We start from the raw sequence: 23,929 nt of genomic DNA, 5'->3' as shown, positions 1-23,929 counted from the left end.
ATTACTAAAACACCTATGTATTAGGTGTTTTTATTTTTACCCTCAAAAAATCAATTTGCTATAATTAAAAAATTAATTAGCAAACTAATTATTCCTTACTTTTAAAACACATAATACATAATGAAAGAGAGAAAAATATGGAAAATGTAAATATTTTCGCTCTTGGAGGACAAGACGAAAACGGTAAAAACTGTTATGTTTTTGAATATAATGATGACATTTTTATAGTTAATGCAGGTGCTAAGGTGCCTTTAAATATGTCAAATGGTGTTAATACACTTATTCCAAATTTTGATTATTTAATCAAAAACAAAGACAGAATTAAAGGTTTATTCATCACAGACATTAAGAATGAAACATTCAGTGCAATCCCTTGATTGTTAATGAAAATTCCTAACCTTAAAATCTATACTTCTGCATTTAATCAAGTTTTAGTTATTGACAGAATTACAAAATACGATATTCAACTTAAAAAAGGACAAGTTCAAGTTATTAGACAAAAACTTCAATTTGGTGATTTAACAATCGTTCCTTTTGGGCTAACAGGTTCAATGCCTGGGAATATTGGGTTTAACTTCCAAACTAAAACAGGTGACTACTTATTTATGTTTAACTATGTTGAAGGTAACTTAGGAATTTATGGAAAAGTTTACTTCCCATTACTTGCAAAATACTTTGAAGGTAGAAAAATTGTGGCTATTGTTTCAGATGCTGGTAAATCAAATGTTTCAGGTAGAGGGATTGAAAAATATAATGCATATACCGAACTTGATGATATTTTCAAGAAAGCAAATCCTGATGAAAAAATAATTGTTGGTGCCTATGGTGAAGAAATGGTTACATTGCAACAAGTTTTAGATTTAGCAATCAAATACAATAGACCAGTAGTTCCATATGGAAAAACATATGCTGATTTATTAGATTTAATTTCTAAATTCTCAACAGTAGTGCCATTACCAAAATTAATTGACCACAGACAAATTAATAAACATTCAAATGCTATTGTTTTAATTACTGCATCAACTGAAAGACTTTATTCACGTTTCAATAGAATTACAGAAAATAATGACGTTTATTTAAAAATTAAACCTACTGACACTGTGATTATGTTAGCTCCACCAGTTAATGGTCTTGAGTCTGATTATGCACAAACAATGGATGAAATAGCTAAAATCACGCACAACCTATTTGATATTAGTGAAAAAATGTTCTTCTACGTAAGACCTACAAGAGATGATTTGGTTTCACTTGTAAAAGTTCTTAAACCAGATGTATTCATGCCTGCTCAAGGTTTATACAGATATTTAGTTTCAGCTAGTGAATACATTAATGATGAACTTAAGAATGTTCAAGACATCAATACACTTGTCTTAATGAATGGAAAAATAGCTCACTTTATTGATGGTAAATTATTTAGTCACAACGGAAAAGTTAAAGAAGTTGGAACTACTATTATTGATGGTTTTGGAGTTGGAGACATTTCATCTGAAGTTATTTCTGAAAGAGAATTTTTAGGTAGAGAAGGTGTTATTGTAATCAATATTATGTACGATTCGAAAACACGTAACTTAACAGGACAATTACACATTAATTATGTTGGTGTTATTGATATTTCTGAGCAAGAGCAAATGACTAACTTAATTAAACAAATCATTGTAGATGTAGTTAAATCAAATAGCTGCAAACGTATGTATGATTTAAATGAAAAATTACGTAAAACAATTAGAAAGAAAATATTTAAAGCAACTGATAAAGACCCTATGATCGCTTTATCACTTTTAGCTGTTTAGAGGTGAATATGTTTGAAAATTTAAAATGAGAAGAAGCTAAAAAAATAATTGAAGCTAATAAAGATAACGAATTAATCTTCTTGAATTTCACTACTCAATGATGTGGTGATTGTAAAATGATGAGACCTATTGTAGAGGAAATTGCTAAAGAATATGAAGGAAATCATAGAATTCGTTTCATTAATGTGGATGCTGAAGAGGCTCAATTATTTAGAGTTCCTAATACAAAATGACAAGTTTTAAAGGTTCCCACAATGATGTTACTACAAGGTCAAACTATCCAAGAAAAAGCTTATGAATACGTTCCATTTCAGATTTTAAATAACTGAATTTTAAAGAAAATTTCATAAGAAAAAGCTCCTTGATACACGGAGAGGAGTTGCTAGAAATAAAAACAGAAATTTCGGTTTCTGTTTTTTAATTTTTACTATATAATCAATAAGCAACTATAGCTATGAATTTTAAGGTTGCCAACGTGCCAAAATGTTGTTGAGGACACGTTGGGTTTTTAAAAGGAGCTATGTTCAAAATTAAGAACAAAGGAGACAACAATGAGTAAGTTAAACATCAAAGTTAAAGGGTTTGACCACGCATTAGTTGATGCTGCTGCAAAAAGAATTTATGAAATTGCAAAAGCAACAGATGCTAAAGTAAGTGGACCAATTCCTTTACCTACAAAAAGAGATGAAATTACTATCTTAAGATCTGTTCACGTTAACAAGAAAAGCCGTGAACAATTCGAAAGCAGAACACACCAAAGATTAGTTGTAATTACCGATCCTTCTGCTAAAACTCAAGATCAATTACAAAGACTTGAATTACCAGCTGGTGTGGATATTCAAGTTAAAGTTAAATAATCAAATTTAATACTCAATTTTTAAGGAGACAATATGAAAGGAATCTTAGGACGTAAAGTTGGTATGACTCAAATCTTTACTGAATCAGGAAAAAGTGTTCCTGTTACAGTAATCGAAGTACAACCAAATGTTGTTTCAAAAGTTTTAACAAACGACAAAGATGGTTACGTTGCAACACAACTTGCTACAGCTGATAAAAAAGCAAGTAGAGCAAACAAACCTGAAATCGGTCACTTTGCTAAAGCTTCAACAACACCTAAGCGCTTCGTTAAAGAAGTTCGTGATATGTCAGGATACGAACTTGGAGATTTAATTAAAGCTGACATTTTTAAAGCAGGTGAACTTGTAGACGTTACAGGTACATCAAAAGGGAAAGGGTTCGCTGGTACAATTAAAAGACATAACCAACACATCGGACCTAAATCTCACGGTGGAGGTGGAGGATCTCAACCTATTAGACAAACAGGATCACTTGGGGATATCTCAGGTAACCGTGTTTACAAAGGTATGACAATGCCAGGACACCTTGGACATGTTAAAACAACAGTTCAAAACTTAGAAGTTGTTAAAGTAGATGTAGAAAACAACTTATTATTAATCAAAGGTTCAATTCCAGGGCCTAAAAAATCATTCGTAGTAGTAAAAGAAGCGGTTAAAGGATTACCAAGCCGTGAAGAAATTAAATTAGTAAACGTTAAAGAAGCTATGTTAATGAACGAACTTATTGAAAAAGCTAAAAAATTCCACATTGAAGTTACAGTTGGAATGAACGCACAACAATTACAAGAATTAATTGATGCTGCAGAAGCAAACAAAGGAGAATAATTTATGGCAGAAACAGTTAAAAAATCTACAACAGCTAAAAAAGCTGCTCCTAAATCAGCTCCAGCTAAAAAAGCTTCAACAAAACCAGCTGCTTCAAAATCAGCTAAAGTTACAGTTCAAAAAGACAAAAACGTTGCTAAAGTTGCTCATAAAGCAGATTTACCAGCACAATTATTTGCTAGTGAAAAAATTTATGAACAAGCAGTATTTGACTCAATCTTATCAGAGAGAGCATCAAGAAGACAAGGAACACACAAAGTTAAAAACCGTTCAGAAGTAAGTGGTTCAGGTAAAAAACCTTGAAGACAAAAAGGAACAGGTAGAGCACGTCACAGTTCTATGCGTTCACCAATCTGAGTTGGAGGGGGAAGAGCATTCGGACCTAAACCAAACAGAAACTACTCACTTAAAGTTAACAAGAAAGTTAAATTCCGTGCATTTATTTCAGCTTTAACATTATTAGCACAAGATCAAGCTGTTATCGTTGATGATTTAGCATTAGACACAATCTCAACAAAAACAGTTGCTGCTAAATTAGCTGAATTACAAGTAGCAAACTTAAAACATGTTTTAGTTGTTACAGAAAACACAATGGTTTACAAATCAGTTAGAAACTTACCAAACGTTACAGTTGTTAAAGCTAACTCATTAACAGTTGAAGCTGCTATTGCTGCTGACGTTATGATTGTTTCAAACGAAAGTCTTGAATTATTAAAAGGGAGAATTAAATAATGGAATTAACAAGAATCATTAAAGCTCCAGTTTTAACTGAAAAATCAGACATTCAAAGAGCTAAAGGTGTTTACACATTCAAAGTAGACTTCCACGCAAACAAATTCCAAATTGCACAAGCTGTTGAAACAATTTTCCAAGTTAAAGTTGACAAAGTTAGAACAATCAAAGTTGATAAAAAGGCTAAAAACGTAGGACGTTTCCACGGATTTACAAACCGTTACAAAAAAGCTATGGTTACTTTAAAAGAAGGTTCAACATTAAACTATGTTCCATCAGACGCTGAAGAAGCAGTTTTAGCTGAAACTAAAGCTAAAGTAGATGAAGCTAAAAAAGCAAAAGCTTCTAAAGCTTCAGAAGTTGAGAAAAAAGCTGCTGCTAAATTAGCTGCTAAAAAAACAACAGCTAAAAAAGCAAACACAGCAGTTAAGAAAACTACTACAAAACGTAAAGTTGGTGGAGAATAATTAAATCCGATGAACTTTATGTTCAAATCAAACAATTAGTTAAGGGGTTTTAGATAGTTGCTTAAAAGATAATCTTGCAAATCCCCAAATATTTTTAAGCAAAGGAGAAGACAAATGGCTATCAAACATTTTAAGCCAACTACAAATGGTCGTAGAAACATGTCTACTCTTGATTACAGACAAAACTTATCAGGTCACGCTCCAGAAAAATCACTTTTAGTGAATTTAAAAAATCATGCTGGACGTAACAACCAAGGTAAAATTACTGTTAGACATCATGGAGGACGTGTTAAAAGATTCTACAGACTTGTAGACTTTAAACGTAATAAAGATAACATCCCTGCTACAGTAAAAACTATTGAATATGATCCAAACAGATCAGCAAACATTAGTTTAGTTGTATATGCAGATGGAGAAAAAAGATACATTTTAGCTCCTAAAGGTATTAAATTAGGACAAAAAGTTGTTTCAGGAGACAACGTAGATATTATTGTTGGTAACACATTACCACTTTCAAACATTCCTGAAGGTACATTTGTACACAATATTGAAATGCAACCAGGTGCTGGAGGACAAATTGCACGTAGTGCAGGTACATCAGCTCAAATCCTTGGTAAAGATGACAATGGAAAATACGTAGTGTTAAGATTAAAATCTGGTGAAACACGTCGTATCTTAGCTCGTTGCCGTGCAACAATTGGTGTTGTAGGAAACGAAGAACACTTATTAGTAAATATTGGTAAAGCTGGAATTAACAGACACAAAGGTATTAGACCTACAGTACGTGGATCAGTAATGAACCCAGTAGATCACCCACATGGAGGAGGGGAAGGTAAACAACCAGTTGGTCGTAAAGCTCCTCTTACACCATGAGGTAAAAAAGCTCTTGGAGTTAAAACAAGAAAAACTAAGAAATCTTCAAATAAACTTATTTTAAGAAGAAGAAAGGATGCTAAATAATGGCACGTAGTCTTAAAAAAGGTCCATTCGCAGATGACCATTTACTTAAAAAAGTAGATGCTATCGTTGAAGGAAAAGCACCTAAAAAACCAATTAAAACTTGATCAAGACGTTCAACAATTTTCCCTAACTTCGTTGGATTAACATTTGCAGTTCACAACGGAAAACAATTTGTTGAAGTTTACGTTACAGATGACATGGTAGGTCACAAATTAGGAGAATTCTCACCAACTAGAACATTCTCTGGTCACGGTGCAGATAAAGGGAAGAAGAAATAATGCAAAAACAACAAGCAAAAGCTCACGTTAAATTGCAAAGAGTTAGTGTATCTAAAGCTAAATTAGTTGCAAACTTATTTAGAGGTAAAGATGTAACTGTTGCTTTAGGGTTATTACACAACACAAACAAAAAATCAGCTCCTATTTTCATCAAGTTATTAAACTCAGCTGTTGCTAACGCAACACACAACCATGGTTTAGATGCTACAAAATTATTCGTAAAAGAAGTTTATGTAAATGAAGGTCCAACTCTTAAAAGATTCCAACCAAGAAGCCAAGGTAGAGCTTACTCTATCTTAAAACGTACATCAAATTTATCAATCACATTAGAGGAGAGAAATTAATATGGGACAAAAGGTTAATCCAAATGGTTTCCGTTACGGAATTTCAAAAGCTCACAACTCACAATGATTTGCAGAAAAAGCTAACTTTGGTTCATTCTTAGTTGAAGATGCTAAAATCTACAAATTCTTTGATAAATTAGTACGTCAATACCAAATTGGTAAAGTTGAAGTAAAACGTAACGCAAACAACAAAGTTACAGTTTTAGTTCACACAGCTAAACCAGCTGCTATGTTAGGTGCTGAAGGTAAAAACATTCAAGACTTAACATTAGCATTATCAAAATTTATTAAAAACAAAAACTTAAACTTAAATGTTCAAGTTTTAGAACTTAAAAATCCAGATTTAAATGCAAAATTACTTGCAGAAATGATTGCAACAAAATTAGAAAATCGTGAAAGTTTCCGTTCAGCACAAAAAATTGCTATTAGAAATGCAATGCGTGCTGGTGCTAAAGGTATCAAAACAGCTGTTTCAGGACGTTTAAACGGAGTTGATATGGCTAGAACAGAAGGGTACTCAGAAGGAGAAATGAAACTTCACACATTAAGACAAGATGTTGATTACGCTACAGCTACTGCTAGAACAACATACGGTGCAATTGGTGTTAAAGTTTGAGTATCATTAGGTGAAAAATTGGAAGGGGATAAATAATGCTTCAACCAAAAAGAACCAAATACAGAAAACCATTCATTCAAAGACACGACAAACGTAAAGCAACAAAAGGAAACAAAGTTTCTTTTGGAGAATTTGGTTTACAAGCTGTAACATCTGCTTGAGTAACAGCTCGTCAAATTGAATCAGCTCGTATTGCTGCTACACGTAGAATGGGACGTGAAGGGGAAGTTATTATCCGTATTTTCCCTCACTTTGCTAAAACATCTAAACCAATTGGTGTACGTATGGGATCAGGAAAAGGTACTCCTGAATTATGATATACAGCAGTTAAAGTTAATACAGTTATGTTCGAAGTGTCAGGTGTTGCAGAAGATGTAGCAAGAGACGCTTTAAGATTAGCTGGTCACAAATTACCTGTTAAATGAAAAATTATCAAAAGAGAAGAAGGAGATAAATAATGCTTTACAAAGAATTAAAAAACAAATCAGTTGATGAATTAAACACATTAGTTGAACAACTTAAAGCAGAATTATTTACTTTAAGATATCAAAACGTTACAGGTGATTTAAAAGAAACACACAAAATTGCAAACATTAGAAAAGACATTGCTAAAGTTAAAACAGCTTTAAATGAAAAAAAAGGAGCTAAATAATTATGGAAAGAAACTCAAGAAAAACTTTAGTTGGAACAGTTGTTTCTGCTGGTAAAACAGCAAAAACAATCATCGTAGCAGTTGACACATACAAAAAACACCCATTATATTCAAAACGTTACAAATCAACAAAAAGATTTGCTGTTCATGATGAAAACCATGTTGCTAAATTAGGTGACATCGTTGTTATTATGGAAACAAGACCATTATCAAAAACAAAACACTTCAGATTAGTTGAAGTTAAACAAGCTGCAATCGAAGGAAATAACTAATGATTCACGAATTATCTAGAGCAAACGTTGCTGATAACTCAGGTGCTAAAGAAATCGGTGTTATTCGTGTTTTAGGTGGGTCAAAGAAAAAAACAGCAAACATTGGTGATGTTATTGTATGTTCAGTTAAAAAAGCTATTCCAAACGGCATGGTTAAAGAAGGGCAAGTTGTTAAAGCAGTAGTTGTACGTTCAGCTTACGGAATTCACCGTGACAATGGTACATACATTCGTTTTGACGATAACGCAGTTGTAATTTTAAAAGAAGATGGAACACCACGTGGAACACGTGTGTTCGGACCTGTTGCTCGTGAAATTAGAGAAAAATACCCAAAAATCGTTTCACTTGCACCTGAAGTACTTTAATTTATTTATAAGGAGATAAGTTATGAACAAAATCAAATTCAAAGTTAATGATGAAGTTATGGTTATTGCCGGTAAAGATAAAGGAAAAACAGGTCAAATCGAAAAAATCTTACGTTCAGAAAACAAAGTTATCGTTAAAGGTGTAAATATTGTTAAAAAACACAACAAACCTTCACACCAAAACCAAGATGGTTCAATTTCAGAAAAAGAAGCTCCAATCCACGTTTCAAATGTTGCATATTTAGTTAAAAAAGCTACAAAAGATAAACCAGCACAAATCTCAAAAATCGGATACAAAATTGATGACAAAGGTAAAAAAGTAAGAATCGCAAAAAGAACACAAAAGGAAATCTAATATGTTAAAAAATGTTTATTTAGAAAAAGCAGTTCCTGCTTTAAAAGAAAAATACCAATACAAATCATCAATGGAAGTTCCAAGAATCGAAAAAGTTGTATTAAACATGACAGCTGGAAAAGAAATCAACAACTCAAAAGCTATTGAAGAAGTTTTAAATGAGTTAACATTAATCTCTTCTCAAAAACCATACCAAACAACAGCTAAAAAATCAAACGCTTCATGAAAACTTCGTGAAGGTATGCCTATGGGTGGAAAAGTTACACTTCGTAGAGAAAGAATGTGAGACTTTTTAGACAAATTAATCAATGTTGCAATGCCACGTATTCGTGACTTCCGTGGAGCTAATCCAAAAGCTTTCGATGGAAGAGGTAACTACAACTTAGGAATTAAAGAAGAAATCATCTTCCCAGAAATCGAATTTGACAAAATCCGTAAAATCAAAGGGCTTGACGTTATTATTGTAACTTCAGCTAAATCTGACCAAGAAGCTAAAACATTATTAGAAGCACTTGGTGTACCATTCGAAAAAAAAGGAGCTAAATAGTTTATGGCAAGAAAAGCATTAATCGCAAAAGCTAAACGTCACCCTAAATTCTCAACACGTGCTTACACACGTTGTGAATTATGTGGACGTCCACACTCAGTTTTAAGAAAATACAAAGTATGTCGTATCTGCTTTAGAAACCTTGCACACGAAGGTAAAATTCCAGGTATGAAGAAAGCGAGTTGATAATTATGTTTATTACAGATCCAATTTCAGATTTAGTTGTTAGAATCAAAAACGCTAACATTAGAAAACATAAAACTGTTTCAATTCCATATTCAACTAAAAAAGAAGCTATTGTTAAGTTAATTTTAGAAGAAGGGTACATTGCATCTTACACAGTTTCAGGTGAAGGTGTAAACAAAGAATTAGTAGTTACATTAAAATACAAGAAAAACAAACAAGCTATCGTTGACTTTAAAAGAGTTTCTAAGCCAGGTCTTAGAACTTACGTTAAAGCAGATGAAATTCCTAGTGTTTTATCAGGTTACGGTACAGTAATCATCTCTACTTCAAAAGGATTAATGACAGGAAAACAAGCTAAGGAGGCTAATGTTGGTGGTGAAATCATCGCTTACATTTGATAATTAGTATGTCTCGTGTTGGAAATAGAGTTTTAGTTATTCCTGCTGGAACAGAAGTTTCAGTTAACGGTAACACAGTTACAGTTTCAGGAAAACACGGAAAATTAGAAAGAACATTTAGTCCATTAATCAAAGTACAAGTAGAAAACAATCAAGTTACAACAGTACGTGCAAACGAAAACAAACAAACAAAACAATTACATGGAACAACAAACGCTCTTATCGCAAACATGATCAAGGGAGTTTCAGAAGGGTTCCAAATTGATTTAGAAATCAAAGGGGTTGGGTACAAAGCTGAACTTAGAGGAAATGAACTTATAGTTAACGCTGGATACTCACACCCAGTTTCAAAACAAGTTCCATCAGAATTAAAAGTTACAGTTGCTAAACCTACAGAAATTTCAGTATTTGGAATTAGCAAAGAGCAAGTTGGACAATTTGCTTCAGTAGTTAGAGCAATCAGAAAACCTAACGTGTACTCAGGTAAAGGTATTTCTTACAAAGGTGAAAAAATTAGACGTAAAGAAGGGAAAACAGCTTCTAAATAATTTAGGAGTTGCTAGGTGAATAAAATGAAAGCAAAATCAAGAAACGCAGCTAGAAAAGTTAAACATGTTCGTTTACGTCAACACATTAGCGGTACAGCTACAAAACCTCGTTTAAATGTATTCAAATCACACCAAAACTTCTATGCTCAATTAATCGATGACACAAAAGGTGTTACATTAGCAAGTGTTTCAACACTTAAAAATGAAAAATACTCAGGAAACATCGCTGCAGCATCAGAATTAGGTAAATTAATGGGTGAAAAAATTAACAAATTAGGTATTACAGAAATCGTTTTTGACCGTGGTGGATATATCTACCATGGACGTGTTAAAGCATTCGCAGAAGCAGTAAGAGAACAAGGAGTTAAATTCTAATGGAAAACAAAAAAGAAGTTAAATTAGAAGCTGGAACAAAAGAAGTTACAGCAAGAAGACCAAGAACAGTTAAATCAGAAGCTACAGAAAACAAACAAGAACGTGCAAACAGAAAACCAATGAACAGAAGACCACGTCAAGCAGCTCCTAAATTCGAATCAGAATTCTCAGAAAAAGTAGTTGACATTGCTCGTGTTACAAAAGTTGTTAAAGGTGGAAGAAGATTCAGCTTCTCAGCTTTTGTTGTAGTCGGAAACAAAAAAGGTCTTGTAGGATTTGGACACGGTAAGGCAAACGAAGTTCCAGATGCTATCAAGAAAGCTGTTAAAGATGCACAAAATAACCTTGTTTCAGTACCAGTAGTTAATGGTACAGTTCCACATGAAATTACTGCTAAATTCTTAGCATCTAAAGTAATGTTAAAACCTGCTCCAAAAGGAAAAGGACTTATTGCTTCAGGAACAGTTCGTGCTGTTGTTGAATTAGCTGGATACACAGATATCGTTACAAAAACATATGGATCTCGTTCAAAAGCAAACGTTGTTAAAGCTACAGTTAAAGCATTATTAAACATGAGAACTGTTGAAGAAATCGCTGAAATCAGAGACAAAGAAGTTAAGGATTTATAATATGGCAATTAAATTAAATACTTTAAAATTCACAGAAGGTTCAAGACCAGAAAAGCACCGTAAAGGTAGAGGACACGCTGCTGGAAAAGGTAAACAAGCTGGTAAAGGACAATCAGGTCAAAACAAACGTAAAGGTCACAGATTAGGATTCGAAGGGGGTCAAACACCATGATTCCGTAGAATCGGAAAACGTGGATTTAACAATGTTAACCACGTTGAATACCAAGTAATCAACCTTGCTGATTTAGAAACAAGATTTAACGACGGTGATGTAATCACAATTGAAGCTTTATTCAGTGTAAACTTAATTAAAAGAAATATGCCTGTTAAATTATTAGGAAATGGTACATTAACAAAGAAATTAACAATCGATGTACACAAAGCATCAGCATCAGCTAAAGAAGCTTTTGCTAAATTAGGTGGAACAATTAACGAATTATAATTTCTAAATTCAATCAAACATATAAGGCACTTTAGCTATTGCTAAGGTGTTTTTTTATTTTGCCCTTCTTGATAAAAACATTAAAATTTCATTAAAATAACTGCTAAATTTTAACTTTTTGCAAAATATATAAACTATTCAAATCATGCAAGTTATACAAAAGGATGGATATAAACAAAATCAAGCAAATGGCTAAAAGGTTACGCTCATTGAACTCTTTTACGACCTGTTGGTATCTTTAACCACAAGATACCGAAATTGTTGCAGCAACAACAGATGATATTGCGCCAAATGGAATTAATATTTTAGTTATTTTCACACATTCCTTTTAATAATTACAGTAGATAACTTTGCTAGCTATCCTTATTCTAAAAAATGTAAGTAAATTCTGAAAAAGGTAGACACTTAGTGATTGATTTAAAAAAGACATTAAAAAAATCACAACTTCAATAGTCATGATGTTTAAATAGATTAATCTAATGGTGCCGCTTATGAGAATCGAACTCATGATGGTTGGTTACGAGTCAACTGTTTTACCACTAGAACTAAAGCGGCTAATGGTGGAGATAAGGGGAATCGAACCCCTGTCCACAAATTGAGCATGTTGTTGCATCTACAGTTTAGAATACTTTTTATAACTGTTTTAATGATAAAGCATTCGAAAAATATTAAACAGTTTGGCTAAATTTCACATTAGTTTACCAAAGCTAATGCTATCCTTTTAAGACCAACTTTAACATAGAAAGGAGCTACATTAAAGTCACCAGATTGCATTTAATTAAGCAAAAACTGGGTTTAAGTTGTTCATTGAGAACATTGCAAAGTTTGAAACTTTGTTTTCTTTTTTAGCGTTTCCATTTAAGAAAGTCTAGAAGTAATTATAGTCTACCACACTACTGCAACAACAACACCCCAATGTATGTCGAAACCATTATATCCCCATAATGATTATTTATATGAATTGATTAGCTTATTGAGTTTTTTATTAACTTCATCTTTAATGATTTGTTGTCTTTTATCATACTTTTTAAGACCTTTAGCTAAAGCTATTTCTACTTTAATTCTTGATGAAGAATTAAAGTACATTTTTAAAGGTATGATAGTAAGACCTTGTGATTCTGTAGCAAATTTAATCTTACGAATCTCATTTTTATGAAGAAGTAATTTTCTATCTCTAAACTCATCAGCTTTTACGTGCATATATTGCTTGAAGTAAGCTTCCTTAAGATACATTTCACCTTTGTAAATTGAACAAAATGCATTTGAAATGTCAATTGAATTAGCTCTAGCTGATTTTACTTCTCAACCGAGTAATTCAATTCCTGCTTCATATTTATCAATAATTTCATAGTTGTGATGAGCTTTTTTATTTGTGCTAATTATCTTCATACAATTAAATTTTACTATATTGTTTTATAAACATTTTATTTTTTCACTTATGTGCTACCAGTAAAAGGGGTAAGGAATTTTAGCAAAATTTATTATAATTTTAATAATTATTTATATAGATATTTTTTTAAGTAAAAATACCTTGAAATTATTTAACGGAGGTATTAATGGACAAAATATATAATCACACGCTAGTTGAAAAAGACATTGATAAAAAATGACAAGCTAAGAAATATTTTCAAACTCATGATTTAGATAAAAAACCTTTCACTATTTTGTTACCACCACCAAACGTAACTGGTAAGCTACATTTAGGTCATGCACTTGATGTTTATATACCTGACACAATTATAAGATATAAGAAACTTAATGGTTTTGATGTTATGTGAGTTCCAGGTATGGATCACGCTGGAATTGCTACACAATCAAAAGTTGAGGATGTTTTATTCCAATCAACAGGTCAAACTCGTCATGATTTAGGTAGAGAAGCTTTCGTTGATAAGATTTGAGAATGAAAAGCTGAATATGCAAACTTATTTAGACAACAATGATCAAAAATTGGTCTAGCACTTGATTATTCAGCTGAAAGATTCACACTTGATGCAGAAGCTAATGAAGCTGTTTCAAAAGTTTTCATTGACTTATACAACAAAGGTTTCATTTACAAAGGTGTTAAAGCAATTAACTGAGATGTTAAGTTACAAACTGCTTTATCAAACATTGAAGTTAATAATGAACCTGCAGAGCAAAAAATGTACTACATCAATTATCCAATTAAGGGTTCAAACGATGTGTTGACAATTGCTACTGTTAGAACTGAAACTTTATTAAGCGACGTCGCTGTTGTATTTAATCCAAATGACTCAAGATACAAAGATTTAGAAGGACAAGTTGTAATTCACCCAATTACTAAAAAAGATTTACCAATCATACCTGATGAATATGTTGATATTAACTTTGGTTCAGGATTAATGAAACTTAGTGCACACGCTGAAGTTGATATTGATATTATAAAAAAACACAATCTTGAAATCAATGAAACAATTTCAAAAGATGGTTTAATTAACTATCCTGGATTACCTGAATTCCACGGTTTAGAAAGATTTGCAGCAAGAGAGAAGATTGCACAATTCTTACAAGATAATGGTTATATTCAAAAAGTTGAAACAACAATTTCAAATGTTGGTATTTCAGATAGATCTAAAACACCAGTTGAAATTTTAGTGCTACCACAATGATTTGTTAAAATGGAACACTTCAGAGATTTAATCTTAAAAGATTTAGATTATCCAGAAGCTGTTAAGTTCTATCCAAAACGTTTTGAATTAACTATGCGTCAATGAATGGAAAATGTTTATGATTGAACAATTTCTAGACAGCTTTGATGAGGACACAGAATTCCTGCTTGATATAACCAAGATGGTAATATGAAAGTTCAAGTTGATTCACCAGGTGAAGGATGAGTTCAAGATCCAGATGTTCTAGATACTTGATTCTCATCAGGACTTGCTCCATTTGTGTTCTTAGGATGACCTCAAACTAATGAAAAACTAAAAAGATATTATCCAACATCTCTTTTAGTTACAGGTTATGACATTATTTTCTTCTGAGTAGCTAGAATGTACTTCTTTGGACTTGAATTTACAGGTCAAAAACCATTTGATAGATTACTACTTCACGGCCTTATTAGAGATGCGCAAGGTAGAAAAATGTCTAAATCATTAAACAATGGTGTTGACCCTATGGATATGGTTGAAAAATATGGTTCAGATGCTTTAAGATGATTCTTAATCACAAACACAACACCAGGTTTAGATATTAAATTCTCAGACGATAAAGTTGAAGCTGCTTGAAGAGTTAATAACAAGTTATGAAACATTGCTAGATACATTAATGAACTAGAAGATAATAACAATGAAGCTACTGATGCAGATAAGTGAATATTAAATCAACTTAAAAACTTATCAGTTAAGATCGATTCACTTATTGATAACTATGAGTTTTCAATCATCGGTTCAGAAATCTACAAATTTATTTTCACAGACCTTAGTGGATGATACGTTGAATTCTTAAAGAGTTCATATTCTAAAAAATCAGCTCTTGAAGTCTTAAGAAAAACTTTAATTTTGCTTCATCCATTCTTACCATTCATAACAGACAGGTTATATTCAGAAATCTTTAATGCAGAATTATTAGAACAATTATGACCTACATTTGAAGATGATCATTCAACCGATTATATAAACACAGTTATTGAAGTTGTAACTGAACTTAGAAAATATCGTGAAAATAATCAAATTTCTAAAAAAGAACTTCTTATTTATTCACTTAAAAATGACGTTCCACAAGTTGCTATTGAGACAATTAACAAAATGGTATTTGCTTTATACGAAGATAATAACGATTACTTAATAGCACTAAATGACAATGTTTTATTCATAAAACAATCAGATGAAACAAAACAAAGAAATAAAAAGCTCCTTTTAGAAAAAATTAATTTTGTTAAAGCAGAAATAGCTAGAGCAGAGCAACTTTTAAACAATGAAAGATTCGTTTCAAAAGCTCCTGCTGATAAAGTTGCTGTTGAAAAAGCAAAATTAGAAAAATATACAGATGAACTTAAAAAATATGAGGAGGAATTATCATGCAAATATTAAGTGGTAAAGAGTTAGCTAAACAAGAATTAGCTAAATTGAGACAAGAGATAATTGATCTTGATTTAGAAAGAAAATTAAGAATGGCAATTATCCAAGTAGGAGATAATGCTGCTTCAAACAAATACATAGCTCACAAATTAAGAGTAGCTGAAGATTTAGGTATTGAAGCTGAATTATTCAAATTTGATGAGGATATTTCTCAAGACAGATTACTTAAGAAAATGGACAGAATCAATGAAAAATTCGATGGAATCATTGTTCAGTTACCATTACCTTCTCATTTGCCAACTCAAGTTATTTTAGATGCAGTTCCATACGATAAAGACATTGATGGACTTACAACAAAAAATGAATTCAGATTATATAACGATACAGCTGACAAACACTTTATTCCAGCTACAGCACGTGGTGTTTTAGAATTAATGGAACACTATGGAATTGACGTAGAAAACAAAAGAGTATGTGTTGTTGGAAGATCACATGTTGTAGGAAAACCTCTTGCACACATTATTAAAAGAAAAAATGCTAACGTTTCTACATATAATGAAGAAACAGGAATTAAAGGTATTGAAAATGCAGACATCTTAATTGTTGCAATAGGTGTTGCAAAATACATTAAAGCTCACAATGTTAAAGAAGGAGCTATTGTTATCGATGTCGGAACTAACTTAGATGACAAACTTTCAGCAGAATTATCAGGTGATGTTGATTTTGAAAATGTTAAAGATAAAGTAGCTGCAATTACACCAGTTCCTGGTGGAGTTGGACCTATGACTGTAGTTGCTTTAATGAAAAACTTAGTTGACATTGTTAAATAGGAGATTAATGCAGAAACCTAAAATTATTTTTATCGATTTAGATGGAACCACATTAGATGGACCAGAAGAAAAATTTTGAATGCGTAGCGCAACAGAATTTACTAAAAAAACACTTACAGAGTTAAATAAACAAATTCCAGTTGTGGTCGCAACTGGTCGTGGTTTAAGTGCAAAAACTTCTGATATTGTTAAAGGTTTAACAGGAGAAATTACATATATAGCTTGAAATGGAGCTGTTACAGTTGAGAATGGAAAAATTATTTCAGAGGAAATAATTGAACCTGAAAAAGCACAGTTATTATTTAATTTAATCTCTAAAAAGTTTGCCTTTGTAACAATTGATTCAAGTCACGTATATGTAAAAAACTACTTATATTACATTATTAAATTTGTAAATAAAATTTACAAAAACTTTTCTAAGAAATTCAGATGAATTACAAATGCAAAGCCATACAAAGACTTCAAAAACGATTTTCCTATACACAAGGCTCTTTTATCAAGTTTATCAGCTAGAAAGGCTGCTAAATTTGCTAAAAAATGAAAAGAAAAATATGGAGACATATTTGAAATAGCATTTGTTGGAGAAAAAAATAAAACCTTAGAAATTACTAAGATTGGTTCATCAAAAGGTGAAGCTGAAGTTGCATATTGCAAACTTAAGGGAATTGATCCTGAAGATGCTGTGCACATTGGTGATTCAATGAATGATTCAACTACAAAAGGTAAAGTTGGAACATTAATTGCAATGCAAAATTCAGTTCCTGAACTAAAGAAAATTGCTGATGAAATTACTGAATTCCCATGCAATCAATCTGGACTTGCAAAGTATTTATCTCAATTTTTAGACAAGTAAATTTTTCACAAAATATGGAATAAATTTTCCATATTTTTATTTTTTATTTGTATAAAATTATAAGTAATATAATTTTTAAATTATATTGATACATAATACAACTAAAATAATAGAAGTTTTTAACCTTATTTTAAGGAGGAAAAATGAAGAAAATTTTTAAAAAATTATTTTTAACATCAAGTTTAGCAGCTAGTGCTATTTTACCGATGGTTTCACTTTCATGTAATAAAACAGGTGATAATGGAAGAAAAGAAATTGTTACACCAAAACCAGTTATTCCTGCTGCACCAGCTGAAGTTTCATTAGAAAATGCAAGCAATGTATTTAAACCTATCGAAATTCCTGCTGCTTCAAAAGATCAAATCTTAACTTATTTAAAAGATGGAAATAACAAATTCTTATACTTCATGAGAAATACAAATGAAATTGGTTTAAACAGAAAAACAGGACCAGCTGTTGGGGCGTTATTTGAAGAAGCTATTAATGCTAAATTCCATCCAGCAAATTTTGAAGAACCAATTTTCACATACAAAGGTACAGATAGACCAAATGGTGATATTAACTTCCAATTTAATGCAAGCACAAATGAATTAACTTTAACATACAAAGCTGCAATTAACACAAGTGCTGCTGATAATAGTGGATATGAATTTTCAACTAAGACATTTACATCAAAATTTACTGTTTTCTTTAAGGAAGCGCAAACTACAACAACTTCACCAACAACAGGTGGAAACACAGGCAGTTCAAATATAACTATTACACCAGTAAATTCAAACTACTCATACAACTATGATTCAAGTAATAATTACTATGCATCAGCTAACGGAAAAAGCGGTGCAGAATTATATGCTGCATTATTAAAGATTCAAAAAGCACATTTATCAGGTGTTAGAGGATATGGAGATATTCCAGGGTTCTACCAATCAAACAACTCACCATTCAGAGATATTTACTTTGAAAAAGATAACACAATGTTAGATATTTATTCTGAAAACCCAACAGGTACAGATCCATACACATATAGATCTTACCCAACAAGTAATAATGCTTCTGGTGAGAGCTATGGAATGAATAGAGAACACGTTATTCCTCAATCTTGATTCAGTAAACAATCACCAATGGTTTCAGACGTTCACCACATTTATCCAACAGATATTAAAGTAAACGGAGTAAGAAGTAACTATCCTCACGATTTAGTTGCAAATGCTTCTGCTAGTTGAACATCAATGAACGGTGGAAAATTAGGGACAAACTCAATTGGTATGACATCATTTGAACCAATCAATGAATTCAAAGGTGACATTGCTAGATCATACCTTTACTTCACTGTAACTTACAATGACAGAAACTTAGCAGCTACATCTCAATCAATCTTCACAAAAACAGCGCCTTACATTAAAGATCACTACTTTAATACTTTTGCAAACTGAACAGCAACTGATCCAGTTTCTCCATTTGACGTTGCAAGAAATAACAAAATTGCTGCATTTGAAGGTGGATTAAGAAACCCATTCATTGACTACCCTAACTTATTAGAAAACTTAGTTGGATCAAATCCTAAACCATTCACAAACTTAGGAGTACTTGTTTCAGCTACGCAAAAGAATTAATCAAATAAGCCAAAATGGCTTATTTTTTTCACATTTTGTGAAAATTAAGGCTATTTTCTATCACTTTTTTAAAAAAGTGATAATAGTAAGGGTATGAAAAAGTTTTTAAAACCATTATTAGTATTATCACTATTTGTTACATCTACATCAGTATTATCGACTCAATGTTCACAAAAAAATCCAGAACCATCAAATCCAATTGATGAAAAACCAACACCAGAACCTAAGGAACCAGTTACAGGCCCAATAACTCCACCTGTTTCAAATCCAAACCCTGAACCAAATCCGGGACAACCTATAAACGAATACGAAATACCTGATGCTTCAAACGTAGTTACTAACCCAATGTCTTTAACAGAAGAAAACAAGCAAGTAATTGTTTCAGGATTAAGTGCACAAAATGCAAAACTTGTCTTCAATGCTGCTGATAACACACTTCGTTTGAATGATGCAAATAATACATTTGTTGCGTTGTTAAATGATGACGGTATTTTTCAAGAGTTTAAACTTATTAATAAGGCATTTGCAGGAAATGAAATCACTAATGAAGAAATTACAAACAACAAATTAATAGATGTTGATTCATTTGATGCACAAACAAACGCAGTTGTAATTAGTTATAAAGTTGCACAACCAGCTGATGGTTATATTGCAGTAGGAAGCAATGTGTATACTTCAACATTTACACTTGATTTTTCAGGTAACGTGGTTCAACCAGTTGAAAAGGATATAACAACTTTATATAACAATATTTTAGTTTCATTACCTCTTTCAGGAGACTTAAAAACACAAGTTTTAGCTAAGTTAAATGCTCATGAAAATATTGCTTATATGTACACGGACAAAACGGTTGGATTAGATAAGAAAAAAGGACCAGCATTTCTTAAATTCAAATCAGAATTTCAAAACGATGAGTTCCAATTAGTAAATGATGTAGAAAAAGAATTTACATACAAAAATAAAAAATATCCAAATAGTTTCTTAAATTATGAATATAATGCACAAACACAAACGCTAACAGTTAAATATAAATTAACAGTTAGAAATGAAGATAAGACATTTGACTACTCAAATGACAATTTATACACATCTGTTGTAAAACTTAAAATTGTTGAGGAATCATCTACAGAAGAATCAGTTAATGGAAGTGATAATCCATCAACTCTACCATCATCAGGAAACGTTGGAACACCATCAAATCCAAATCCAGAACCTTCACAACCGACTCAACCAGTTACCGCTAATGGTTTAAGATATGATGCAAGTAATAATTACTATGCACAAGCTGATGGTAAAATGGGCGATGAGTTATATGATGCATTATTAACGATTCAAAACAGTCACTTTGGAGGAGTTCGCTCATATGGTGCTTTAGGAACATTCTATGATCAATATAATGCATTTAAAGATAAATATTTTGAAAAAGATAATACATTGTTAGATATTTATTCAGAAAATTCAAACGGAAGAGATCCATATACATTCCCTGATTTTCAATGAGGAAAAAGATCATCTGCAAGAGATGAAGGGGAAGGGACAAACAAGGAACACTTAATTCCACAATCTTGATTCAACAAAGAATCGCCAATGGTTTCAGACGCGCACCACGTTTGACCTACAGATATTAAAGTTAATGCAAACAGAGGTAATTTCCCTCACGACAATGTAAGTGATACAACTAAAACATCGAGAAATGGTGGAAAATTAGGAAGAAACTCAATTGGTGAAACAACATTTGAACCAATAGATGCATTCAAGGGAGACATTGCTAGAGCATATCTATACTTTACAGTTACATATAGAAATAGAAACTTAAATCAAAAATCAAATTCAATATTCTCAAGCACTAAACCATACATTAAAGACCACTACTATCAAACATACAAAAACTGAGTTTCAACAGATTCAATTTCACAATTTGATATTGATAGAAACAACGAAACAGCTAGATACCAAGGTGGATTAAGAAACCCATTTATCGATTATCCAGACCTTATTGATAGTCTTGAAGGTAGAAAACCATTTGTTAATAGAGGTATTTTAGTAGGTTTAGAAAATAGTTAATTGAAAAAGCAAAATGAAAACACCCTAGTTTGAATTACTAAGGTGTTTTTGATTATCTTTTAACACTTATAAAGTGTTTGTCTTATTTTTTAAGACCTGATCATTTTCAGAATCTAACTTCGTCAATGTCTATTCCAACTTCTTTAATGTATCTGTTGTGGTATGCAACTTTTTCTTCCATTTGTTTTAGGAAGTCAGCTGCTTTATCACCGTAAACTGCTTTAGCGGCTGTGATTGAGATGTGGAATCTATCCATGTGGCTCATTTGTCTAATGTCAAATGATGTTGTGATGTCTCCGTTTTCTCTGTAACCGTGAACAAATAAGTTGTGGTTTTGACGTGAGAAGAAGATATCTCTAATAAGACCTTCATATCCGTGGAATGCGAATACAACTGGTTTGTTCTTTGTAAAGATTGCGTTGAATTCAGCATCTGATAATCCACGTGGGTCAATGCTTGGGTGACGTAATTTTAATAAATCAACTACGTTAACGAATCTAATTTTAAGTGAAGGGAATGCTTTGTTGATGTATTCTAATGATGCTAATGCTTCTAAGTTTGGTTCTGTACCTGATGCAACAACAACTAAGTCTGGTTCTTCACCTGGTTTTGTTGTAGAAGCTCAATCAATAACTTTAAGACCTTTTTCAACTAATTCTTTAGCTTCTTCTACATTGTAGAATTGGTCTCTTGGTTGTTTAGAAGCAACGATAAGGTTAATTACATCTCTTTCTCTGTAAGCTTTGTCTAATACAGCTAACAATGTGTTAGAGTCAGCTGGTAAGTATTCACGAATTAATTCAGGTTTTTTGTCAGCTAAGTGACCTAAAATACCTGGATCTTGGTGTGTGTAACCGTTGTGGTCTTGTTGGAATGCTGTTGATGTAGCAATAACGTTAAGAGATGGGTAATCTTTTCTTCAGTGAACTTTTCTTGCTTTAGCAACTCATTTCATGTGTTGTGTAAGCATTGAGTCAACAACTCTTAAGAATGATTCGTATGAAGCAAACATTCCGTGACGTCCTGTTAATACGTATCCTTCTAAGAATCCTTCAGCTTGGTGTTCTGATAATTGTGAATCGATAACTCTTCCAACTGGTCCGATAGCTTCATCTAATTCAGGATTTACTCTTTCTAATCATTGTCTGTTTGTTACTTTAAGAACATCGTAAAGTCTGTTAGATTTAGTTTCATCTGGTCCGAATACACGGAAGTTATCTGGGTTCATTTTGATTACTTCAGCAAATCATTTTCCAGCGTTAACCATATCTTGGTCTTGAACTGAACCAGGTTTTTTGATGTCTAATGCAAATTGTGTTCAGTCTGGTAAGTTTAATGCTCTAGGGTTTACACCACCATTTGTAATAGGGTGCATTGCCATTCTTTTTGCACCTTTAGGAGCAATTTCAGCATATTCAGCCTTGAATTTAGCATTTTCATCAAATAATTCTTCTGGATGATATGAAGTTAATCATTCTTTTAATAAGTCTAATGTAGCTGGTTTTTCTGATGTAACAGGAAGTGGAACTTGGTGTGATCTAAAGCTTCCTTCATATGTTAAACCATTGTATGTGTGAGGTCCTGTTCAACCTTTTGGTGTTCTAACAACAAGAGCTGGTCAAATAGGTCTTGTAGCTTCTTCAGCTGATTTTTGTCTTGCTTTTGCTTGAATCTTTTGGATTTTTTCAATAGCTTTGTCAAATGCTTTTGCCATTGGTTTGTGAATTCCTCTTTGGTCAAAAACATCAGCTTCAACAAAGATAGCTTCTCATCCAAATCCAGCTAACATATCTCTGATTTCTTTATCTGATTTTCTAGCTAAGATTGTTGGGTTTGCAATTTTTCCACCATTGATGTGGATGATTGGTAATACAGCTCCATCATTAACTGGGTTAATGAATGATGATGAGAATCATCCTGCTGTAAGTGGTCCTGTTTCAGCTTCCCCATCACCGATTACTGTAGCAGCAATGATTTGTGGGTTATCTAAAATAGCACCTGTTGCGTGTGATAATGCGTATCCTAACTCTCCACCTTCGTGAATTGAACCAGGTGTTTCAGGAGCAGCGTGAGATGCAGTTCCACCAGGGAATGAGAATCTCTTGAACATTCTTTTTAATCCCTCTTCATCTTGTGAAATTTCTGGGAATAATTCTGTGTAGCTTCCATCTAAGTATGAGTTAGAAATCATAACTTGACCACCGTGTCCTGGACCTTCAATGTAGAACATTTCTAAGTCGTATTTGTTAATAACACGGTTTAAGTGAGCATAGATTAAGTTTTGTCCTGGGATTGTTCCTCAGTGACCGATTGGGTACATCTTAACATCTTCGGCTTTTAACTCTTCTCTAAGTAAAGGGTTGTTTCTTAAAAACATTTGCCCAACTGAAAGATAGTTAGCAGCACGTCATCAAGCATGCACTTTATCTAAATAATTTTTACTATCAAATAAAGTTTTTTTCATCTTGTTTCCTTTTTTGTTTGATTTTATTTCGAAATAAATTTAAACATCAAGTTAAAACGTTTTGTAACTTAATGTAACATTATTTTACTTTATTTATTTTTTAAACAAAACCGAAAATAACCAATATTTTGTACCATCAAACTGCTTGAATTTTGTACATTTATATAATTATTTTTAGAAATTTTTAGTATTATTTATCGCATATATTTTATTAAATTTAATTGATGATTTTATATAAAACTGCATCTCTAATTAGTTTCATTATTAGACAGAGATAATAGAAATTGCATTTTGTGGTACAATATAAAAACTAATTTAAATGTTATTGGAAATACTGTTTTCAAAAATTATTTTTGATAAAATTAATGTGCTAATTTAACAAATGGACAGGACCTAGATGAAAGGCTAGGCATAGGTTGGTTTTGGCGCTAAA

Annotated in this window: 28 protein-coding genes, 1 tRNA gene, 1 other RNA gene and 1 pseudogene; 27 read left to right on the top strand and 4 right to left on the bottom strand. The window is 32.1% G+C overall.

Features of this window, described 5'->3' with window-relative positions:
* Positions 1-137: 137 nt before the first annotated feature.
* From VBM89_RS02420 to rplO, 22 genes and pseudogenes are all read left to right on the top strand, one after another.
* Positions 138-1,790, top strand: a complete 1,653-nt coding sequence (locus tag VBM89_RS02420; protein ID WP_323188673.1) for a ribonuclease J — start codon at positions 138-140, stop codon at positions 1,788-1,790.
* 8 nt (positions 1,791-1,798) lie between these two features.
* Entirely contained in the window at positions 1,799-2,140 is a 342-nt protein-coding gene (locus tag VBM89_RS02415; RefSeq protein WP_257089285.1) for a thioredoxin family protein, read from the top strand.
* 201 nt (positions 2,141-2,341) lie between these two features.
* Entirely contained in the window at positions 2,342-2,647 is a 306-nt protein-coding gene (gene rpsJ / locus VBM89_RS02410; RefSeq protein ID WP_257089286.1) for a 30S ribosomal protein S10, read from the top strand.
* A 33-nt stretch (positions 2,648-2,680) separates the two neighbouring features.
* Positions 2,681-3,304, top strand: a pseudogene (gene rplC / locus VBM89_RS02405) (50S ribosomal protein L3); the annotation flags it as partial.
* Positions 3,305-3,475: 171 nt separating this feature from the next.
* Complete coding sequence (rplD, locus tag VBM89_RS02400) at positions 3,476-4,204, top strand: 50S ribosomal protein L4 (RefSeq protein ID WP_323188672.1); 729 nt, start codon at positions 3,476-3,478, stop codon at positions 4,202-4,204.
* Positions 4,204-4,671 carry a 50S ribosomal protein L23 gene (gene rplW / locus VBM89_RS02395; RefSeq protein WP_323188671.1) on the top strand — a complete coding sequence of 156 codons (468 nt, stop codon included), beginning with the start codon at positions 4,204-4,206 and terminating at the stop codon, positions 4,669-4,671. Before rplD ends, rplW begins: the two co-directional genes overlap by 1 nt.
* Before the next feature lie 114 nt (positions 4,672-4,785).
* Positions 4,786-5,631 (top strand): 50S ribosomal protein L2, encoded by an 846-nt coding sequence (gene rplB, locus VBM89_RS02390; RefSeq protein WP_323176678.1) that lies wholly within the window; start codon positions 4,786-4,788, stop codon positions 5,629-5,631.
* Positions 5,631-5,909 carry a 30S ribosomal protein S19 gene (gene rpsS / locus VBM89_RS02385; protein WP_257089297.1) on the top strand — a complete coding sequence of 93 codons (279 nt, stop codon included), beginning with the start codon at positions 5,631-5,633 and terminating at the stop codon, positions 5,907-5,909. The genes rplB and rpsS overlap by 1 nt, the downstream gene beginning before the upstream one ends.
* On the top strand, positions 5,909-6,253 hold the full coding sequence (gene rplV, locus VBM89_RS02380; protein ID WP_257089299.1) for a 50S ribosomal protein L22: 345 nt from the start codon (positions 5,909-5,911) through the stop codon (positions 6,251-6,253). Before rpsS ends, rplV begins: the two co-directional genes overlap by 1 nt.
* 1 nt (position 6,254) lies before the next feature.
* On the top strand, positions 6,255-6,905 hold the full coding sequence (rpsC, locus tag VBM89_RS02375) for a 30S ribosomal protein S3 (RefSeq protein WP_323176677.1): 651 nt from the start codon (positions 6,255-6,257) through the stop codon (positions 6,903-6,905).
* Positions 6,905-7,327, top strand: a complete 423-nt coding sequence (gene rplP / locus VBM89_RS02370) for a 50S ribosomal protein L16 (RefSeq protein ID WP_257089304.1) — start codon at positions 6,905-6,907, stop codon at positions 7,325-7,327. Before rpsC ends, rplP begins: the two co-directional genes overlap by 1 nt.
* Entirely contained in the window at positions 7,327-7,521 is a 195-nt protein-coding gene (rpmC, locus tag VBM89_RS02365) for a 50S ribosomal protein L29 (protein WP_323176676.1), read from the top strand. Before rplP ends, rpmC begins: the two co-directional genes overlap by 1 nt.
* Before the next feature lie 2 nt (positions 7,522-7,523).
* Positions 7,524-7,793, top strand: a complete 270-nt coding sequence (rpsQ, locus tag VBM89_RS02360) for a 30S ribosomal protein S17 (protein ID WP_416234915.1) — start codon at positions 7,524-7,526, stop codon at positions 7,791-7,793.
* Entirely contained in the window at positions 7,793-8,158 is a 366-nt protein-coding gene (gene rplN / locus VBM89_RS02355) for a 50S ribosomal protein L14 (protein ID WP_257089308.1), read from the top strand. Before rpsQ ends, rplN begins: the two co-directional genes overlap by 1 nt.
* A gap of 31 nt (positions 8,159-8,189) precedes the next feature.
* Positions 8,190-8,513: a 50S ribosomal protein L24 gene (gene rplX / locus VBM89_RS02350; protein WP_416099228.1), complete on the top strand. Its 324-nt coding sequence runs from the start codon at positions 8,190-8,192 to the stop codon at positions 8,511-8,513.
* A gap of 1 nt (position 8,514) precedes the next feature.
* Positions 8,515-9,060 (top strand): 50S ribosomal protein L5, encoded by a 546-nt coding sequence (rplE, locus tag VBM89_RS02345; RefSeq protein WP_257089313.1) that lies wholly within the window; start codon positions 8,515-8,517, stop codon positions 9,058-9,060.
* Positions 9,061-9,063: 3 nt separating this feature from the next.
* Positions 9,064-9,249, top strand: coding sequence for a type Z 30S ribosomal protein S14 (locus VBM89_RS02340; RefSeq protein ID WP_257089315.1), 186 nt, complete (start codon positions 9,064-9,066; stop codon positions 9,247-9,249).
* Between the two features lie 2 nt (positions 9,250-9,251).
* Positions 9,252-9,647 (top strand): 30S ribosomal protein S8, encoded by a 396-nt coding sequence (rpsH, locus tag VBM89_RS02335; protein ID WP_257089317.1) that lies wholly within the window; start codon positions 9,252-9,254, stop codon positions 9,645-9,647.
* Positions 9,648-9,652: 5 nt separating this feature from the next.
* Complete coding sequence (gene rplF, locus VBM89_RS02330) at positions 9,653-10,192, top strand: 50S ribosomal protein L6 (RefSeq protein ID WP_323188670.1); 540 nt, start codon at positions 9,653-9,655, stop codon at positions 10,190-10,192.
* A 24-nt stretch (positions 10,193-10,216) separates the two neighbouring features.
* Positions 10,217-10,567, top strand: a complete 351-nt coding sequence (gene rplR, locus VBM89_RS02325; protein WP_257089321.1) for a 50S ribosomal protein L18 — start codon at positions 10,217-10,219, stop codon at positions 10,565-10,567.
* Positions 10,567-11,196, top strand: coding sequence for a 30S ribosomal protein S5 (rpsE, locus tag VBM89_RS02320; protein WP_416234916.1), 630 nt, complete (start codon positions 10,567-10,569; stop codon positions 11,194-11,196). Before rplR ends, rpsE begins: the two co-directional genes overlap by 1 nt.
* A 1-nt stretch (position 11,197) precedes the next feature.
* Positions 11,198-11,638, top strand: a complete 441-nt coding sequence (rplO, locus tag VBM89_RS02315) for a 50S ribosomal protein L15 (RefSeq protein WP_257089325.1) — start codon at positions 11,198-11,200, stop codon at positions 11,636-11,638.
* Between the two features lie 480 nt (positions 11,639-12,118).
* Here rplO and VBM89_RS02310 read toward each other — a convergent pair.
* The 3 genes from VBM89_RS02310 to smpB form a co-directional block, all read right to left on the bottom strand.
* Positions 12,119-12,193: transfer RNA gene (locus tag VBM89_RS02310), tRNA-Thr, on the bottom strand.
* Positions 12,194-12,196: 3 nt separating this feature from the next.
* Positions 12,197-12,579: a transfer-messenger RNA gene (gene ssrA, locus VBM89_RS02305) on the bottom strand.
* A 7-nt stretch (positions 12,580-12,586) separates the two neighbouring features.
* On the bottom strand, positions 12,587-13,027 hold the full coding sequence (smpB, locus tag VBM89_RS02300) for an SsrA-binding protein (RefSeq protein WP_323188669.1): 441 nt from the start codon (positions 13,025-13,027) through the stop codon (positions 12,587-12,589).
* A gap of 167 nt (positions 13,028-13,194) precedes the next feature.
* On the opposite strand from smpB, the gene VBM89_RS02295 reads away from it, so the two are divergent.
* The 5 genes from VBM89_RS02295 (at position 13,195) to VBM89_RS02275 (ending at position 21,032) form a co-directional block, all read left to right on the top strand.
* On the top strand, positions 13,195-15,684 hold the full coding sequence (locus tag VBM89_RS02295) for a valine--tRNA ligase (RefSeq protein ID WP_323188668.1): 2,490 nt from the start codon (positions 13,195-13,197) through the stop codon (positions 15,682-15,684).
* A complete protein-coding gene (locus VBM89_RS02290; RefSeq protein WP_323188667.1) occupies positions 15,672-16,502 on the top strand; it encodes a bifunctional 5,10-methylenetetrahydrofolate dehydrogenase/5,10-methenyltetrahydrofolate cyclohydrolase in 831 nt (276 codons plus the stop codon). The genes VBM89_RS02295 and VBM89_RS02290 overlap by 13 nt, the downstream gene beginning before the upstream one ends.
* Before the next feature lie 7 nt (positions 16,503-16,509).
* Complete coding sequence (locus tag VBM89_RS02285; protein WP_323188666.1) at positions 16,510-17,355, top strand: HAD-IIB family hydrolase; 846 nt, start codon at positions 16,510-16,512, stop codon at positions 17,353-17,355.
* A 143-nt stretch (positions 17,356-17,498) separates the two neighbouring features.
* Positions 17,499-18,968: an endonuclease gene (locus VBM89_RS02280; RefSeq protein WP_323188665.1), complete on the top strand. Its 1,470-nt coding sequence runs from the start codon at positions 17,499-17,501 to the stop codon at positions 18,966-18,968.
* Between the two features lie 93 nt (positions 18,969-19,061).
* Positions 19,062-21,032, top strand: coding sequence for an endonuclease (locus VBM89_RS02275; protein ID WP_323188664.1), 1,971 nt, complete (start codon positions 19,062-19,064; stop codon positions 21,030-21,032).
* 82 nt (positions 21,033-21,114) lie between these two features.
* On the opposite strand, the gene VBM89_RS02270 is transcribed toward VBM89_RS02275, so the two are convergent.
* Entirely contained in the window at positions 21,115-23,496 is a 2,382-nt protein-coding gene (locus VBM89_RS02270; protein ID WP_323188663.1) for a phosphoketolase family protein, read from the bottom strand.
* Between the last annotated feature and the right edge of the window lie 433 nt (positions 23,497-23,929).

It is taken from the genome of Mycoplasma sp. 1199 (assembly GCF_034863365.1).
Classification (GTDB): Bacteria; Bacillota_I; Bacilli_A; order Mycoplasmatales; family Metamycoplasmataceae; genus Mycoplasmopsis.
This window is presented reverse-complemented; position numbering and strand designations above follow the sequence as displayed.